The sequence below is a fragment of the Marinobacterium marinum genome (genome assembly GCF_013868415.1).
GTDB lineage: Bacteria > Pseudomonadota > Gammaproteobacteria > Pseudomonadales > Balneatricaceae > Marinobacterium > Marinobacterium marinum.
In genome coordinates this window covers 30,371-46,380 of the sequence record NZ_JACEMT010000051.1, presented here as the reverse complement: position 1 = coordinate 46,380, position 16,010 = coordinate 30,371, and the positions used below count along the sequence as shown (strand labels likewise).

Here is a 16,010-nt window from a genome sequence, read left to right as displayed (position 1 = left end):
GTCAAGGAGACCCAATGAGACCGAATCGATTTTTCACTGACCTGGACACCTCTGCCAGTATCCAGTGGCTCACCGATAAATCGCAGACTTACTGTAGCGCGGAGTACATAGCCCAAGAAATTGACGAATGTGATGGTCGCCAAGATTTGCGCGTCTTCTACCACCAACAATCGTGCTCTCTCTCCATGGACCTGCTGCGAGCGCTCTATCTCCGGGGAGACAGTATTGAGTCTTTGCGCCCTGTTTACCTGCAGGCCCGCGAGCGGTTGCGTCTTCTGGAGGAGAGTATCCATGCCTGCGGGATGGAAAAGGCCAAAATGGACATTATCAATCCGATTAAAGTGGGTCTGCTTCTGGCACTTGGTCATGCTCTGGGTGAAAGCCGGATTGAGATCGGACGCAACACCCGCGCCATGTCAGCCGGCTATGATCTCTTTATCGACCGTCTCCTGAGCATATATGACCCCACACGCCCATTAGCTGATGATATAAATCACAAACCTGTCTACAAAAACCTCTATGCGGTGTTCGATGCAGCACCGGAAAAACGCCCCAGTATGATCGCCCGCTACCTGGATCAGTGGGAAAAGCTGCTGCTGAGCAATAAAATCCTGGGGGAGCTATACCCTGTACCTGAACGCCTTCAAAACGAATGGGACGGCTTCTGGTGTTACCCCGCCGCCGCCGTGGTTGCCGCGCTGAATATCGATGACAGCAGTTTTATCGATCATGAGTTTTACCCCACCGACCTGATGCAGGCCTGCGCCCAATACCGGGGCGAGCCGGTCATCCTGGAGCCACTGCAAGAGCCCGTCTTGCCGGCCCCCCCGAAACGCTCGCCACGACGCAAGCCCGCGCCCGAGCTGCTTGCCCCCTGGCAGCCGCTGTTCGAACTGATGGCGACCACTTTGCCCAAAAGCCTGCAGGCCAGTCTGTGGAATGCTCTGGTCGAGTGGCTGAATGAAGAGTGGGAAGAGGAAACCCTTGAGGCCGGCGGCTTTCTCTGCGCCTTTTCCGCTGCGCAGTGGGAGATGGAACTGCTGACCACCTACCGCCGCCTGGCCCTGCTGCACGTGGACTGGAAGGATGATGAAAGCGCCCTGAGCTTTTGCGAGGCGATCGCGCGCACCCTCGGCATTGAGGAGTTCTTTTCACCAGACCCGGTTACGCTGAACCGCCCCGAGCGAGTCTGGGAGGTACTCTATACCTTCCATCAGTGGCTGGCGCCGCACGGATATCGCCTGATCGCTCCGCTCACCGGCGAAGACGCCTACTATGCACTGGCGGTCAAAACAAAAGACGCCGATACACTCATTACAGCGCTGGAACAGGCTGGGCTGAAGGTAAAGACTTTTGCCGATGATCAGCCGTTTTAAGGCAGGGGAGTGACCTGTAAGTAATCGGCCTATGAACCAAGAGGAAAACAGATGACCGTACAGAATGTGGGTACCCGCTGGGTTGCCAACCCAGGCAATCATTTTCAAATTTGCATTCCGGAGCATTGGAAAGCATCCGGCTACCGGGATAACCCCGGCCTGTTAATCGTCCAGTCCGATGACACGACCGTCACCCTGACGATTTCGGCCTATGCCCGCAAACCGGATATGGATGTAGCCCGATTTGCCGATATACGGCTTTCACTGGTGGATGACAACCTGAAACCGGTGAGCGAACGCTGTGAAGAGCAGGGCGTCATCTTCCAGCGCTTCGAAGGGCTGGCGGAAGGTGAAAGTGTGTACTCGCACTATGTGATTGCCGTCACGGATATTTCCGGCGGCTACTTTTCGTTCTCGCTGGTGACCGATGCCGATAACTTTGAGCGCAACCGCGCCTTTTTTCTCCAGATGCTCAAAACGGCACAAGAAATCTCTACCCACTAGACAAAGTGCAGAAGGCACCCCCGGATAGCCATCCGTTGGAGTAACTCGCCAAAATGATCTGTTCACGGATGAACATGCCATGCTTAACCAGCTCAGGAACCTGATCCGGCCCCTCCGTCAACGCGGGGCCGCCGCCGTTGAATCGCTGATCGCTCTGCCCATTGTCATCCTACTGATGCTGGGTGCAGCCGAATGGGCACGTATCTATGAGGCCAAAACCACTCTCGACCATGCTGCCGTTCAGGACGCACGGGCCGGCGCAGTCAATCATGCTCAGCCCTCCGCCATTCAGCGGGGCATTGCCCAAGGCATGCTACCGTTCTACGCACCACGCGCCGGCAATATCGCCCAAACACAGGCCGCGCTAACCGCCACTCTAGGCACCCAGTCCCGCCTGCGTATCCTCAATCCCACGCCAGAGGTGTTCGACGATTTCGGCATCACTGAAAACGGCCGCCGGGTACTGCCCAACACCGACCTGCAGAATCGCAGTACCGCCATCGGCGCCAGCAGTGGTCTGAATATCCAGGATGCCAATCTGCTCAAGGTGGAGACCACCTGGGGCGTCGAGCTGCGCATGCCGTTCATCGCTCAAGTGATCAGCGTCATCGGTCAGAGCACGACCGCACCCGGCAGTTTCGAGCATCAGCTGTATCGCAACGGCATGATCCCGGTCAGTGCCACCACGCTGGTGCGCATGCAAAGCGAGGCCTGGGAAAACAGCTTGATGGTCTCCATTGCTGACCAGGGCACCGAGCGCACACAGGGGGGGCCACAAGAACAGCTGGCCAGCGACGGGACTTTCCGGCCAAACAGGCTACGACGGCAGCCTGGCCTCCAGTTATGTACCCGATCATCTCGGCAACGGCTCTGACTTTGCGCACCCCGACTGGGCCAATGGCCATGGCCAGGGTGGAACAGGTTCGGATCTTGATACCGGTGACACCGAGGGCAACAGCAATACTCCTCCTTCGGATACCGGCAACGAAGACAGCAACCCGCCAGGCACCGATACACCCAAAGGGCCTGAGTGCCAAACCATGTGGAACGATCCCAAGTATCAGGTGGAAGAGTGCGACAGCTGGTATTGCAGGGGCATCGGTGAAACGTTCCATAACCTGGCTCAGGGCGTCAAAGTCGCCATCCACGTTCTCGGTGACTTCATCGAAGGCCTGATTGATGGCCTCGGTGACTAGGTCAAAGATCTGCTGGAGATCCTTGAAGATCCCTCCGTGCTGCTGGACGTCGCCAAGGCTTTCGCCACCGACCCCATCGGCACCATGGAAGAGCTGATCGGATCGGTACTCGACGATGTCGAGACCGTGATGCAGTGCGGTCCCTACGACATCGGTCGAATCCTGGGGCAGCACATCAACCCAGCCGTCGCGCTCAAGGTCGTAACCAAACTGGCCAAGCTCAGCGGCAACGACAGCCTCGCCCGGTATGCCGACGATCTGGAGCACGATATCAAGTGTGCCAGTTTCCCGGCCAGTACCCTGATCTGGACGCCCACAGGCCCTGTGCCCATCGAGCAGCTCAGCGTGGGCGACCGGGTTGAGTCTCGCAACACCTCAGGCTTTACTGATGCAGATCAGCCGATCATTCAGGAGCTCAGCCGCACCGCCCCCGGCTACCAGCGCATCGACACCGAGTTCGGTACTCTCACCGCCACCCCGGAGCATCCCTTCTGGGTACAGGGCAAGGGCTGGACCGAAGCCAAGGACCTGGAGTGGGAAGATCCCATCGCCACGCTGGAAGGCGATGTGGTGGCCTATGGCAACACCTATGTTGAAGAACCCACCAGGGTCTACAACTTCAGCGTGGCCAACACGCCGAACTACTTCGCCGGTGAGGCGAAGGCCTGGGTGCATAATGCGAATTGTAAGGGAAGTTTGGATGGAAGTGGTCCGGGGCTCAGAAAAAATATAGATCCAGACGGGCACTATGCAGGTAAAGGCTGGGCAGCCCATCATCTAATCACTACTAAGCATGCTAAGAATTCATCAGCATTACAGGCGGCGGCTGATAGAGGTGTTTATAATTAGGACTCTGCTATGAACGGCATTATGCTTCCTGGAGCAGTAGGTGCCACACCACCAGGTGGTGGTATCACAAGGGACCCCGTACTGCCTATACATAAAAGTGGCCATACAGGTTGCGGTACCGGGGATTGTGTTTCAAACAGCTACCAAGACTACGTAAAGACTAAACTTGATAAGCTGGACTCTGATTTTGAAGCAGCTGACAGCGCGGGTCGGCATTGGAGCGATGAAAAACTGGTTGCAGAGATTCAGAAAATACAGGCAGATATAGAATCTGATCTTCTAACCGGGCGCGTATTACTATGTGCACGTGATAAGTGTGGCCCACAGGCATGGCAGTAAACCGTTTTATAAATACTTATAAGGTTCTGTATGGAATATTTCGAAATCAGCGAACTAATCTCAACCCACTGTATTACCTATACCGCGAGCACCCGCGAATGGTTTCTAAAAATAGCACCCGGAAATCCCGCCAATGTCTGGACCGGGCTGGCAGGACGGCGGTTTTACAATCACCCTGAGTGTGAGCTTCAACTAATTCCTGTAATTGAGCTGGAAGATTACAGAGGTGACGATGCTCGTTTTAACAGGGCTTACAGCATGCCTGAAGGACGGCTTCTAGACTATTTTTCCCTGGGACTCAGAAATTTTGTGTCGGCCCGATTAAAGCAGTTACTGGAGCAGAACGAAGCTGAAGCCTTTTTCACAGAAGCGTCTGTCACCATTGAGGAGGAGCGGTATCCGGAACCGTTTTTCCTTGTCGCTCCTCGGGATATGTTGCCGGCATTTGATGAGGAACGGTCTGTATTTCAGACATGTTACGACACCTCTGGGGAAGCATCTGTTGGAAGGATTGATACATTTGTCCTGAAGACTGATGAAATCCCGGCAGAACAGAAGTTGTTTTATCTACATATTAATGGCGGATATCGTCCCCTCATGCTGCGCTCTGATATTGTGGAACAGATTCGGTCTGCGGGCATGACGGGGATGAAATTTACCCCAGTTAACGAGATGAAACGGCCGTTCTGAAGCCCGAGTTTATCGATGTGGTTTATCCAGAAGATAGTAAGCGACCTAGGGAAGCTGCGAATAAGTCCGACCCACGTTCTGAAATGTCGTTATCATTGCATTAGAGGTAGATATTCAGCACTTTTCACCCTTTTTAACCGCTCGCACCTGCCTTTTCAGGCAGTACAGGCGGATTAACCCTGTACTCTCAACATCTGATCCACCCGCACAACGTTGGCCAGCGCGAACAGCATGGCAAGCTTGCCATCGTTCTTCTTCAGCTCACGGTAGCGTACTTTTACAAACCCGAACTGACACTTGATGATCCAGAACAGATGCTCAACTTTCGCACGGATACTGGCCTTCAGGCATTCTGTCTGAATCCCGACTTTGTTGATACGAGGGCGTTGTTTCAAGGCATTTAGTCGTCCCGGCTGTTCGGCAATATACCAGTCAGCCTGATTGAGGTCGTGCTCATTCGCCGAAGTTGTCGTGAAGCTGGCATTATCCCATGCGGCGAACTTATTCGCAGCTTCCTTAGCCCCAGGCATGGCAATAGGAGGAACTGCTTCAGGCTGCATAGGCGAGTGTCGCACTTTGGGGTTGAGTTCGCGTGTCCTCATACTGATCCGCTGATACGCCTGTATCAACTCAATGGTAGAATATTGGGTAAGCACACTTTGAGACGAGCATAAGATCCTCTGACTGCTTTATTACCCCCAAGGGCTGAAGAAATTGGGCCTTGTGGATTTCTCTCAAAGCTTACTTGCGTTTCAGGTTCAGGAGATTCCCATGCTCAGCACTCAACAGGACACCATCGCCGCCCAAGCCACACCGCCCGGACGCGGCGGCGTCGGCATTATCCGTCTGTCCGGTCCCCAGGCGCTGAGCATCGCCGAGCAGCTGCTGGGCTTTGCGCCCAGGCCGCGCCATGCCCACTACACGCCGTTTATGGGCGAGGGCGCTCAGGTGCTGGACCAGGGCATAGCGCTGTATTTCCCCAATCCGCACTCGTTTACCGGCGAGGATGTGATCGAGCTGCAGGGCCACGGTGGCCCGGTGATCATCGACCTGCTGCTGCAACGCTGCATCGCTCTCGGCGCCCGCCTGGCACGTCCCGGCGAGTTCTCCGAACGGGCCTTCCTCAACGACAAGCTGGACCTGGCCCAGGCCGAGGCGATCGCCGACCTGATCGACAGCTCCTCCGAGCAAGCCGCCCGCTGTGCGCTGCGCTCATTACAGGGCGCCTTCTCCGAGCGGGTGCATGCGCTGGTCGAGGCGCTGATCCAGCTGCGCATCTATGTTGAAGCGGCCATCGACTTCCCCGAGGAGGAGATCGATTTTCTCGCCGACGGCAAGGTCCAGAACGACCTCGACCGAATCCTGCAGCAGCTCGGCGAAGTCCGCCAGGAGGCACGCCAGGGCAGCCTGCTGCGCGAGGGGATGAACGTGGTGATCGCCGGTCGTCCCAACGCCGGCAAGTCGAGCCTGCTCAACGCCCTGGCCGGGCGCGAAACGGCGATCGTCACCGATATCGAAGGCACCACCCGTGATGTCTTGCGCGAACATATCCACATCGACGGCATGCCGCTGCATATCATCGACACCGCCGGCCTGCGCGACGCGCCGGATGCGGTGGAGCGGATCGGCATCGATCGCGCCTGGGAGGAGATCCGCAAGGCGGACCGCATCCTGATGATGGTGGACAGCACCCGTTCGGCCACCACCGATCCGGCCGAGCTCTGGCCCGAGCTGGCCGACCACCTGGATGATTTCAGCCATGTCACCCTGATCCGCAACAAGGCGGACCTGAGCGACGAGCCCATCGGCCTGGAACGGCAGGGCGAGTACACCCTGATCCGGCTGAGCGCCAAGGGCGGCGAGGGCGTCGACCAGCTGCGCCAGCATCTGAAGGAGGTGATGGGCTTCAGCAGTACCACCGAGGGGGGCTTCATGGCTCGCCGCCGCCATATCGATGCTCTGGAGCGCGCCCGCGAGCTGCTCGATACCGGCGCCGAACAGCTGCAGCTGCACGGTGCCGGCGAACTGCTGGCCGAAGATCTGCGCCAGGCGCAGCAGGTGCTGAGCGAAATCACCGGCGAGTTCACATCGGATGACCTGCTGGGACGCATTTTCAGCTCGTTCTGTATCGGCAAGTAAAATTTATCCACACCCCGCCTCGGCATACCGGACCTGCCGGGGCAACTCTTCCGCTCCACGACCGAAGACATCTCCCTCAGCTACCCATTGTCTGTGGATAAAATATATCTTGGGTGATAGACTGACATATTGTTTGAATTCAAATTAATTGAATAGGATTTACTGTGCCGGCACCCGCTCCCAGTCAACAAAAATTCGGCATCCGCTTTACACTGTTGGCCCGCCTCTGGCGCCGAACGCTGGACCAGTTATTGGCCCAGGAAGGCGTCACCGATATCAGCTGGTCTCCTCTGATCCATCTGCTGGAAGGGGGTGATGGCTGCACCCAAAAGGAACTGGCCGCACGCGCCGGCATTGACGGCTCCAGCCTGGTCCGTCTGCTGGACACTCTGGTGGTACGCGGCTTTGTCGAGCGTAAACCCGATCTGAATGACCGTCGCCGTCGCTATGTTCTGCTGACACCGTCCGGGCATCAGGAAGCAATGCGTATTCGGGGCATTCTCGACGGCATTGAAGCCCGTATGCTGGAGGCGGTCAGCGACGCCGAAATAGAGCAAACCACCCGCGTCCTGAGCCGCATCCGCAAACGGCTGCAAAGTCTGTCAGACGAGGCCGCCCAGTGAATAACCGGCTTCTGCTCACACTCGGCTTCGACCGTCAACGCCTCGAATTCGCCATACGGACCGCTGTTGCAGCCGGGCTGGCCCTCGTTGTGGCCTGGGCCTCAGGACTGGAGCATCCGCAATGGTCCGCCATGACCGTATGGGCGGCCTCGCAACCCGTGCGCGGCATGTTGATCGAGAAAAGTCTGTTTCGCGGCCTGGGGACACTTATCGGCACCGGTTTTGGCGTCGCTCTGGTTGTCATCGCCGACGGCAGCATTCCGCTTCTGGTGCTGGGACTGGCCTTTTGGGTCAGCCTCTGTGCCGGTGCCGGTAATCTGATTCATGGCCTGGCCGCTTACGGCACCCTGCTGGCGGGCTATTCCGCCGCCATGGTTGCGCTGTTAAGCACCGATGCTCCGGACTCCATCCTGAGCTTCGGACTGGACCGCCTGTTGACCGTTCTGGTCGGTGTCAGTATGGCACTGCTTGTCGGTCTACTGCTGGCACCAGCCAGCCGCCCCAATGCAACCACCCGGCAACTCTATCTCCTGAGTGCCCGGCTGCTGCACCTGCTCGCCGGACAACTACAGCCCCGCTCACCCCATACTCCGGCCATACAAGGCTGGCTGGAGAAAATGGCCGTGCTGGAGGAACAGTTACAGGCCCAATCCGCCGGCTCCATCAGCGCTCAGCGCCATCTGCGTTCGGCTCGGCGGCTCCTCAACGCACAGGTCGAACTGTTGCTCTGGCTCAGATCCGAGCCGAACCGACCCACACTAACGGCAGCAGGCATTACGGCCCTACAGCAATTGGCCGACAGTCTGGCCACTGCAATCGATCCCGAGCGCCAACGCCTCTGTCTTCACGACGCCCGCCAACAGTGCCAGAGCGCACCCGCCATCGTGCAAACGTTACTGGCTCGCCTGGCCTCTCTGCTGCAACCCGATACAGACGAGCCACCATCGCGGCCGGCCCGACAGCCTCCGGTTATTCTACACCGCGACTGGGTCGGAGCCCGCCAAGCCATGTTGAGAGCCAGCGCTCTGATCCTGCTGCTCGGCAGTCTTTGGTGGCTGACCGACTGGCCTGCAGGTCCTTACCTGCTGCTGGGTGCTTCAGTCATGATTACCCTGTTTTCAACTACCGACAATCCCGCCCGGCTGATGCGCTTCATTTTTATCGGCCAGGCGTGCGGGGCCTTGGTGGCCCTCGGGTGTGAATGGCTGATCTGGCCACTGGGCGAAAGCAGTCTGTTCCAACTGGTCAGCATGCTACCGCTGGTCATGCTCGGAGCCCTGCCCATGGCCCATCCACGCAGCCAGGCCGGTGCCATGGACTTCAACATGATCATGCTGCTGTTGCTCCATCCGACACAGGCCGGTAGCGAGAGCTTTTCCCACTCATTGTCCATGGCACTCGCGGTGATCGCCGCACCACTGATTGCCATGATCGCCTTCCGCTATGTGTTTCCCACCAACCTGCGTCAACGCAGCCGCGTTCTGGTTCAGATGATGCTGCATGAACTGCAATCGCTGGCAGCCTCTCCCGATGCCCTGTCACGCCATTCGGTCTGGCAGGCGCGTCTGAACCATCGCGTGCTGCACCTGTTGCGTCTGTATCAACGCAACAACGCCGATACCGGCTCGGCCACTTCAGGATGCCTGGCCGTGCTCGATACAGGTCAAAGCATTTTTCTGCTGCACCGCCTGCAGAACAGGGACGATCTCAGTGTTCGGGAGCAGGCTATGGTCCAGCAGGCCCTGAAACGCTTAAGCCGCCTGGAGCAGGCACCGGAGCAGGCCGGTCTCGGCCTCAGGCGCTGCGCCCACCTGCTGGCTCGCAATGCACGTTCAGATATACAGCCCCTGTCACGCACGGCTGAACTCTTGCTCGCACACCGCCCCTGGTTCAAAACCTCTCGCTCCCCTCGCAACTGATGCACAGGTCCCGTTTCGGCGGGACAGCCCCATCGATCAACATATCTGATCTGTATCCACCAATCCTTGGCATGTATCCCTGCTTCAGTCGGTGCCACAATCATGGCCTGACTGTAGGGAGGATAGACAATGCAGATGAAAAACAGCACGGCCGCCTATGGCCTGGTGAGCATCGTGCTGCACTGGGTCATGGCACTGGCCATATTCGCGCTGATAGCCCTGGGCCTGTGGATGGTAGAACTGAACTATTACAGCCCCTGGTATCAGCAAGCACCTTTCTGGCACAAGAGTGTCGGCCTGCTGCTGGTACCTATATTGCTGTTCCGTTTGTACTGGCGCCTGCAACAGCCGACGCCTGAAGCCCCCGCTGGACATGCCCGCTGGGAACGCCGACTGGCAACACTGACACACGGACTGCTCTACCTGCTGCTGCTGCTGACGTTGATCAGCGGCTACATGATTTCAACCGCCAAGGGTGACGGTATCAGTCTGTTTGGCTGGTTCCAGGTACCCGCCCTGGTCAGCGGTCTCGACAATCAGGCCGATCTCGCGGGCACTCTTCATTACTGGTCGGCCATCAGTATTCTGGGACTTGCGGCACTTCATGCGCTCGGCGCACTCAAACACCATGTTCTGGATCGTGACACCACTCTGGTGCGTATGCTTAAACCCGAAACCTCTACACATAAGGAAACGTAAGATGAAAAAAGTATTGGGCAGCCTGCTGTTGGGCACTGCCGTTAGCCTGAGCAGCCTGTCGGCCCAGGCCGCAGACTATGCAATCGATATCCCGGGCCAGCATGCCTTTATCAACTTCAAAATCAGTCACCTGGGTTACAGCTGGCTCTACGGTACGTTCAAGGACTTCAAAGGTAGCTTCAGCTGGGATGCCGAGCAGCCGGAAGCCAGTCAAATCAGCGTTACCATCGACCCGTCAAGTGTGGACAGCAACCACGCCGAGCGAGACAAGCACTTGCGTGGCAAGGATTTCCTGGCTGTGGACTCCTTCCCGAGTGCCGAATTTACCTCAACATCCGTCAAGCAGGTGGATGCTGACCGTTTGGCCGTTACCGGTAACCTGACCTTGCACGGCGTCACCCGTGAAATCGTCATTGATGCTGCACCAATAGGCGAAGGAAAAGACCCCTGGGGCGGTTACCGTGCCGGATTTGAAGGTACCACGACCCTCAAGCTGGCCGACTTCGGCATCAAGGCTCAGTTGGGCCCCACTGCTGAAGAGGTCACTCTGATTCTCAGTATTGAAGGCATTCGCCAGTAAGCCTGTCCGCGGCCGCGTCCGTCGGCCGCGATTTATTCACAGCAATCTCGACAGACCCCATACCGACTTACCCACAAGTCATTCAACTCAGCCTTAAAGTGGTTAAAATATAGACAGCTATTTCAGGGGCTTGAAAAGCGGCCTTACTCCCATCCTGAAACCCACAAACTTATAAACAAATAAATATAAAGCAACTCTTTGATTTAAATGAACTTATTGGGATATCTGCAGTATTAAAAATTTATTATCCACAATTGCGATGGAGAAACAAGCCGCAGGTTATACAGTTCATTAACAGAGTTGCACACAGGCAGAGTCACAGATTTCCGGGATCATTTTTATCCACATTCCAGTTACACAAAGGATATCCTCTCCTTATCCATAGCAACTGAACAATTGTATGCTTGTTCAAAACTATTCACACAGGGCTGGTGAGTAGCTGTGATCCTGACCGGTGAATAACTGTGCCTGGTCGTTGGATAACTCTAGCGTATGTATAACTGGCCACTTTGCACACATGCTGTCCTCAAGCCGCCACCAGCCAACCGGGTAATGGACAACAGGGTTTCATGATCCGTAACGTGCTGAAGTTAAAGGGTAAAATGGGGATATTCAGGAAAAAGGGGCTGCCCATATATAAGAACAATAACAATCTTCTTTTATATATATATATTTTCTTTACCTATATGACCCCTACTTAAAGGTTGAACAACAAGGGGACATGATTGACCAAATTTTGCGCGTTTCTTAACGCTTCATGGAGCGCTATACTTGTCCTCCTTTTCTCCGGCCACTTACGGCCAGCTCTAACTTGCAAGATATGAGGCCTTCAGTGGACTATCCTGACCGCTTTGATGTGATCGTAATTGGTGGCGGACATGCCGGCACCGAAGCGGCTTTGGCAGCCGCCCGCATCGGTGCCAAAACACTGCTTCTGACCCATAACATCGAGACACTCGGACAGATGTCATGTAACCCGGCCATCGGAGGAATAGGGAAAAGCCATTTGGTCAAGGAGATCGATGCTCTCGATGGAGCCATGGCGCGTGCAACTGATCGCGGTGGTATCCAGTTTCGGGTGCTCAACGCTCGTAAGGGACCGGCAGTCAGAGCCACCCGTGCCCAGGCTGACCGCATACTGTACAAAGCTGCCATTCGCTCGATACTGGAAAATCAGCCGAATCTGCAGATCTTCCAGCAGGCCGCTGACGACCTGATTATGGAAGGTGACAAGGTCAAGGGCGTTGTCACCCAGACCGGTATCCGTTTTCATGCCCACTCGGTCGTATTGACCGCCGGGACTTTCCTTGGTGGTGTCATTCATGTCGGGCTTGATCACCATACCGGTGGTCGTGCCGGAGATCCGCCCTCGATTCGTCTGGCTCAGCGATTACGCGAACTGCCTTTACGGGTTGATCGTCTTAAAACCGGGACACCGCCTCGCATCGATGCTCGCAGTGTTGATTTTTCAGTGATGCAGCCTCAGCCGGGTGACACACCGATTCCTGTCATGTCATTCATGGGCCAGGCTGATGAACATCCCCGCCAGGTAAACTGCTTCATTACGCACACCAATGCCCGCACGCATGAGATTATTCGGGGCGGACTGGACCGGTCACCGATGTACACGGGCGTGATCGAAGGCATAGGACCTCGGTATTGCCCCTCGATTGAAGACAAGATCAACCGTTTTGCCGATAAGGACCAGCATCAAGTATTTGTCGAGCCGGAAGGGTTGACTACTCATGAACTGTACCCGAACGGTATCTCGACCAGTTTGCCGTTTGATGTACAGATGGAATTGGTACGTTCGATTCGCGGTTTTGAACAGGCTCATATCACTCGCCCCGGTTATGCCATCGAGTACGATTTCTTCAACCCACAGGATCTGCGGCACACGCTGGAAACACGCCATATTCAAGGGCTCTATTTCGCCGGACAGATCAACGGAACCACCGGCTATGAAGAGGCCGGAGCTCAAGGGTTACTGGCCGGCTACAATGCAGCTGCCCGCGCACTTGATCGCGAAGCCTGGTATCCGCATCGTGATGAAGCCTACATGGGGGTCATGGTGGATGACCTGATCACACTGGGCACCTCCGAGCCCTACCGCATGTTTACCAGTCGAGCCGAATACCGACTGATTCTGCGCGAAGACAATGCCGACCTGCGCCTGACCGAGAAGGGTCGAGCCCTGGGGTTGGTGGGAGATCAGCGCTGGGCCCGTTTTGAAGCCAAACGTGAGGCAATGGAGCAGGAACTGCAGCGCCTGAAAAATACCTGGATCCACCCGGGTACGGCGGAGTCCGAACAGCTGAACGGCAAACTGAAAACGGAACTGAACCGGGAATACAACCTGGCCGATCTGATCAAGCGGCCCGAACTGGGATACCGGGATGTGGCGGGGCTCAAGGGCTTTCCGGCAGAGGACTCTCAGGCGGCCGAACAGGTCGAAATCCAGCTCAAGTATTCGGGCTACATCGAGCGCCAAAAAGCTGAAATCGAGCAGGTACGTCGTCAGGAAAACACGCGCTTACCCGACGATTTTGATTACAGTCAGGTCAGCGGACTTTCCAACGAGCTTAAGCTGAAACTGGATCAGCAACGCCCGGAAACCCTGGCACAGGCATCACGCATTCAGGGTATGACTCCCGCTGCAATTTCGCTGTTGCTGGTGTATCTGAAGAAACGACAGCTGAATCACAATGTCAGCAGGCAGGAGACTGAATAATGTCCGACTATCGTGACCTGCTGCAGCGCTATTTGAAACCGCTGAACATCGAACTGGATGACAGCAAAATCGAGCAACTGCTGGCGTATCATCAGATGCTGGTGAAGTGGAATCGGGCGTACAACCTGACCGCTGTGCGCGATCCGGCCCAGATGATTTCCCGTCATCTGATCGACAGCCTCAGCGTGCTGCCCTGGATCGGTAGCGGACGCTTGCTGGATGTAGGAAGCGGCCCCGGCTTGCCGGGTATTCCACTGGCCATTTGCCGTCCCGATCTGGAGGTCACAACGCTGGACAGTAACGGCAAGAAGACCCGCTTTCAGGTACAGGTCAAGGCTGAGCTGGGGCTGGACAACCTGACCGTTATCAATGGCCGGGTTGAAGCGGTGGTGGCAGAGCCTTTCGACCAGGTGATTTCCAGGGCCTTTGCCTCCATTGCCGACATGCTGGAATTGAGTGGTCACCTGGCTGGCGAGCAAGGTGTTTTTCTTGCCATGAAAGGGCTGTATCCTGAGGCCGAGATTGAACAGATACCGGCAGGTTTTGTATTGCGAGAGAGTCACCGGCTGCAAGTACCGGATACCGAGGGCGAGCGGCACCTGCTGATTCTAGGGAGAGCATAGGCGTGGCCAAAATCATCACGATCACCAACCAGAAGGGCGGCGTGGGCAAGACAACCACCTGCGTCAATCTGGCGGCGTCACTGGCGGCGACACATAAACGGGTGCTGATGATTGACCTGGATCCCCAGGGGAACGCCACGATGGGCAGCGGCATCGACAAACATCAACTGGAATGCTCTGCCTACGAGCTGTTGACGGGTCAGGCCGATGCCAGGGAAACCATCATCAAGGGGCTGAAAAGCGGCTACCACCTGATCGGTTCCAATGCCGATCTTACCGCTGCCGAGGTTGAGCTGCTGCAGCTGCCGCGTCGCGAGTTCCGTTTGCAGACGGCCCTGCAGCCGGTGCTTGAGGAGTATGACTACGTCCTGATCGACAACCCGCCGTCATTGAACCTGCTGACCGTCAATGCGTTGACCGCCTCGGCAGGGGTCATCATCCCCATGCAGTGTGAGTATTACGCTCTGGAAGGGATCAGTGCGTTGATCGGGACCATCAACAAGATCAACCAGCGTCTGAATTCGGCACTGCAAATCGAAGGGATATTGCGGACCATGTTTGATCCGCGCATGAGTCTGACCAAGGACGTTTCGACTCACCTGGTGGAATATTTTGGCGACAAGGTCTATCGCACGGTTATCCCGCGCAATGTGCGTTTGGCAGAGGCGCCCAGCCATGGTTTGCCGGCCTTGCAATACGATAAAAATTCACGTGGTGCCCAGGCCTATTTGGCCCTGGCAGGGGAGCTGATTCGGCGCACTGAGCGGGAGCGACAGGCCCGACCGACCCCTGAAACAGCAGCGCTGACGGAACAGGAAACAGAGTAAATGGTAGCGAAAAAACGCGGACTGGGACGAGGTCTGGATGCGTTGTTGTCGGATGTCACAAGCAGCCACGGGCAGGAAGCAAACACGACTGCACCGGCCCCGGCCATTGATGACCGTGACCATCTGCGCGAGCTGGAAATCGGCCTGGTCGAACCTGGGCGTTATCAGCCGCGCCGGGACTTGAACCCTGACGCGCTGGAAGAACTGGCCAGTTCCATCCGTAGCCAGGGGGTCATGCAGCCGATAGTGGTGCGTCCGCTGGCCGGTGGCCGGTATGAAATCATTGCCGGTGAGCGGCGCTGGCGAGCCAGCCAGATGGCGGGCCTGAGTACCGTACCTGCCATCATTCGAGATGTGCCGGACGAGGCGGTGATCGCGATGGCGCTGATCGAAAACATTCAGCGGGAAAACCTGAACCCGATTGAAGAAGCCATTGCGCTGCAGCGTCTTCAGAGCGAATTCGAGCTGACTCAGCAGCAGGTGGCGGACGCCATCGGCAAGTCACGTTCGACCATTGCCAACCTGATGCGCTTGATGAATTTGACACCGGAAGTGCGTACCCTGCTGGAACATGGCGACCTGGAAATGGGCCATGCACGTGCCTTGCTGGCCCTGCAGGGGCTGGTGCAGATCAAGGCGGCCGACGAGGTTGTGTCACGGGAACTTTCTGTTCGACAAACCGAGCAGCTGGTCAAGCGTTACCAGGGGGTGGAGGAAAATCCGTCCAAAGCGGAAGCGCTGCCGGATGCCGAGCTGGATCAGTGGGCGGGTTCTTTGGCACAGCGCCTGTCCACGGGGGTTAGCATCCGTCGCGGTGCCAGTGGCAAGGGCAAAATCTCCATCGACTTCAAATCACAGGACGAACTCGAGGCGATTCTGCAGCGCATTTCTTGACCCGAAGCAGCCGACAGGTAC

The 16,010-nt window shown here is 56.7% G+C and carries 16 protein-coding genes and 1 pseudogene; 16 read left to right on the top strand and 1 reads right to left on the bottom strand.

What is annotated here, in order from left to right:
- Window positions 1-14 precede the first annotated feature (14 nt).
- The 7 genes from H1S06_RS11115 (at window position 15) to H1S06_RS11085 (ending at window position 4,954) form a co-directional block, all read left to right on the top strand.
- Window positions 15-1,376: a DUF6630 family protein gene (locus H1S06_RS11115; protein WP_181740161.1), complete on the top strand. Its 1,362-nt coding sequence runs from the start codon at window positions 15-17 to the stop codon at window positions 1,374-1,376.
- 51 nt (window positions 1,377-1,427) lie between these two features.
- Window positions 1,428-1,880, top strand: a complete 453-nt coding sequence (locus tag H1S06_RS11110; RefSeq protein WP_181740159.1) for a hypothetical protein — start codon at window positions 1,428-1,430, stop codon at window positions 1,878-1,880.
- Between the two features lie 79 nt (window positions 1,881-1,959).
- The gene (locus H1S06_RS11105; protein ID WP_181740157.1) at window positions 1,960-2,754 is read left to right on the top strand and encodes a TadE/TadG family type IV pilus assembly protein; all 795 of its coding nucleotides are present in this window, start codon (window positions 1,960-1,962) and stop codon (window positions 2,752-2,754) included.
- A gap of 166 nt (window positions 2,755-2,920) precedes the next feature.
- On the top strand, window positions 2,921-3,076 hold the full coding sequence (locus H1S06_RS11100) for a hypothetical protein (protein ID WP_181740155.1): 156 nt from the start codon (window positions 2,921-2,923) through the stop codon (window positions 3,074-3,076).
- A gap of 36 nt (window positions 3,077-3,112) precedes the next feature.
- Entirely contained in the window at window positions 3,113-3,925 is an 813-nt protein-coding gene (locus H1S06_RS11095) for a polymorphic toxin-type HINT domain-containing protein (protein WP_181740153.1), read from the top strand.
- 9 nt (window positions 3,926-3,934) lie between these two features.
- Window positions 3,935-4,264: a hypothetical protein gene (locus H1S06_RS11090; RefSeq protein ID WP_181740151.1), complete on the top strand. Its 330-nt coding sequence runs from the start codon at window positions 3,935-3,937 to the stop codon at window positions 4,262-4,264.
- Between the two features lie 30 nt (window positions 4,265-4,294).
- Entirely contained in the window at window positions 4,295-4,954 is a 660-nt protein-coding gene (locus H1S06_RS11085; RefSeq protein ID WP_181740149.1) for an imm11 family protein, read from the top strand.
- Between the two features lie 173 nt (window positions 4,955-5,127).
- Here H1S06_RS11085 and H1S06_RS11080 read toward each other — a convergent pair.
- A pseudogene (locus H1S06_RS11080) lies at window positions 5,128-5,433 on the bottom strand (transposase); the annotation flags it as partial.
- Between the two features lie 292 nt (window positions 5,434-5,725).
- Here H1S06_RS11080 and mnmE point away from each other — a divergent pair.
- The 9 genes from mnmE (at window position 5,726) to H1S06_RS11035 (ending at window position 15,989) form a co-directional block, all read left to right on the top strand.
- Window positions 5,726-7,093 carry a tRNA uridine-5-carboxymethylaminomethyl(34) synthesis GTPase MnmE gene (gene mnmE / locus H1S06_RS11075; protein WP_181740147.1) on the top strand — a complete coding sequence of 456 codons (1,368 nt, stop codon included), beginning with the start codon at window positions 5,726-5,728 and terminating at the stop codon, window positions 7,091-7,093.
- Between the two features lie 164 nt (window positions 7,094-7,257).
- Window positions 7,258-7,716, top strand: coding sequence for a MarR family winged helix-turn-helix transcriptional regulator (locus H1S06_RS11070; protein WP_181740145.1), 459 nt, complete (start codon window positions 7,258-7,260; stop codon window positions 7,714-7,716).
- Window positions 7,713-9,635, top strand: coding sequence for an FUSC family protein (locus tag H1S06_RS11065; RefSeq protein ID WP_181740143.1), 1,923 nt, complete (start codon window positions 7,713-7,715; stop codon window positions 9,633-9,635). Before H1S06_RS11070 ends, H1S06_RS11065 begins: the two co-directional genes overlap by 4 nt.
- Before the next feature lie 129 nt (window positions 9,636-9,764).
- Complete coding sequence (locus H1S06_RS11060; protein ID WP_181740141.1) at window positions 9,765-10,334, top strand: cytochrome b; 570 nt, start codon at window positions 9,765-9,767, stop codon at window positions 10,332-10,334.
- A gap of 1 nt (window position 10,335) precedes the next feature.
- Complete coding sequence (locus tag H1S06_RS11055) at window positions 10,336-10,914, top strand: YceI family protein (protein ID WP_181740139.1); 579 nt, start codon at window positions 10,336-10,338, stop codon at window positions 10,912-10,914.
- A gap of 832 nt (window positions 10,915-11,746) precedes the next feature.
- The gene (gene mnmG / locus H1S06_RS11050; RefSeq protein ID WP_181740137.1) at window positions 11,747-13,645 is read left to right on the top strand and encodes a tRNA uridine-5-carboxymethylaminomethyl(34) synthesis enzyme MnmG; all 1,899 of its coding nucleotides are present in this window, start codon (window positions 11,747-11,749) and stop codon (window positions 13,643-13,645) included.
- Window positions 13,645-14,268 carry a 16S rRNA (guanine(527)-N(7))-methyltransferase RsmG gene (gene rsmG, locus H1S06_RS11045; RefSeq protein ID WP_181740135.1) on the top strand — a complete coding sequence of 208 codons (624 nt, stop codon included), beginning with the start codon at window positions 13,645-13,647 and terminating at the stop codon, window positions 14,266-14,268. The genes mnmG and rsmG overlap by 1 nt, the downstream gene beginning before the upstream one ends.
- Window positions 14,269-14,270: 2 nt before the next feature.
- Window positions 14,271-15,095 (top strand): ParA family protein, encoded by an 825-nt coding sequence (locus tag H1S06_RS11040; RefSeq protein ID WP_181740133.1) that lies wholly within the window; start codon window positions 14,271-14,273, stop codon window positions 15,093-15,095.
- Window positions 15,096-15,989 carry a ParB/RepB/Spo0J family partition protein gene (locus H1S06_RS11035; RefSeq protein WP_181740131.1) on the top strand — a complete coding sequence of 298 codons (894 nt, stop codon included), beginning with the start codon at window positions 15,096-15,098 and terminating at the stop codon, window positions 15,987-15,989.
- The last annotated feature ends 21 nt before the right edge of the window (window positions 15,990-16,010 follow it).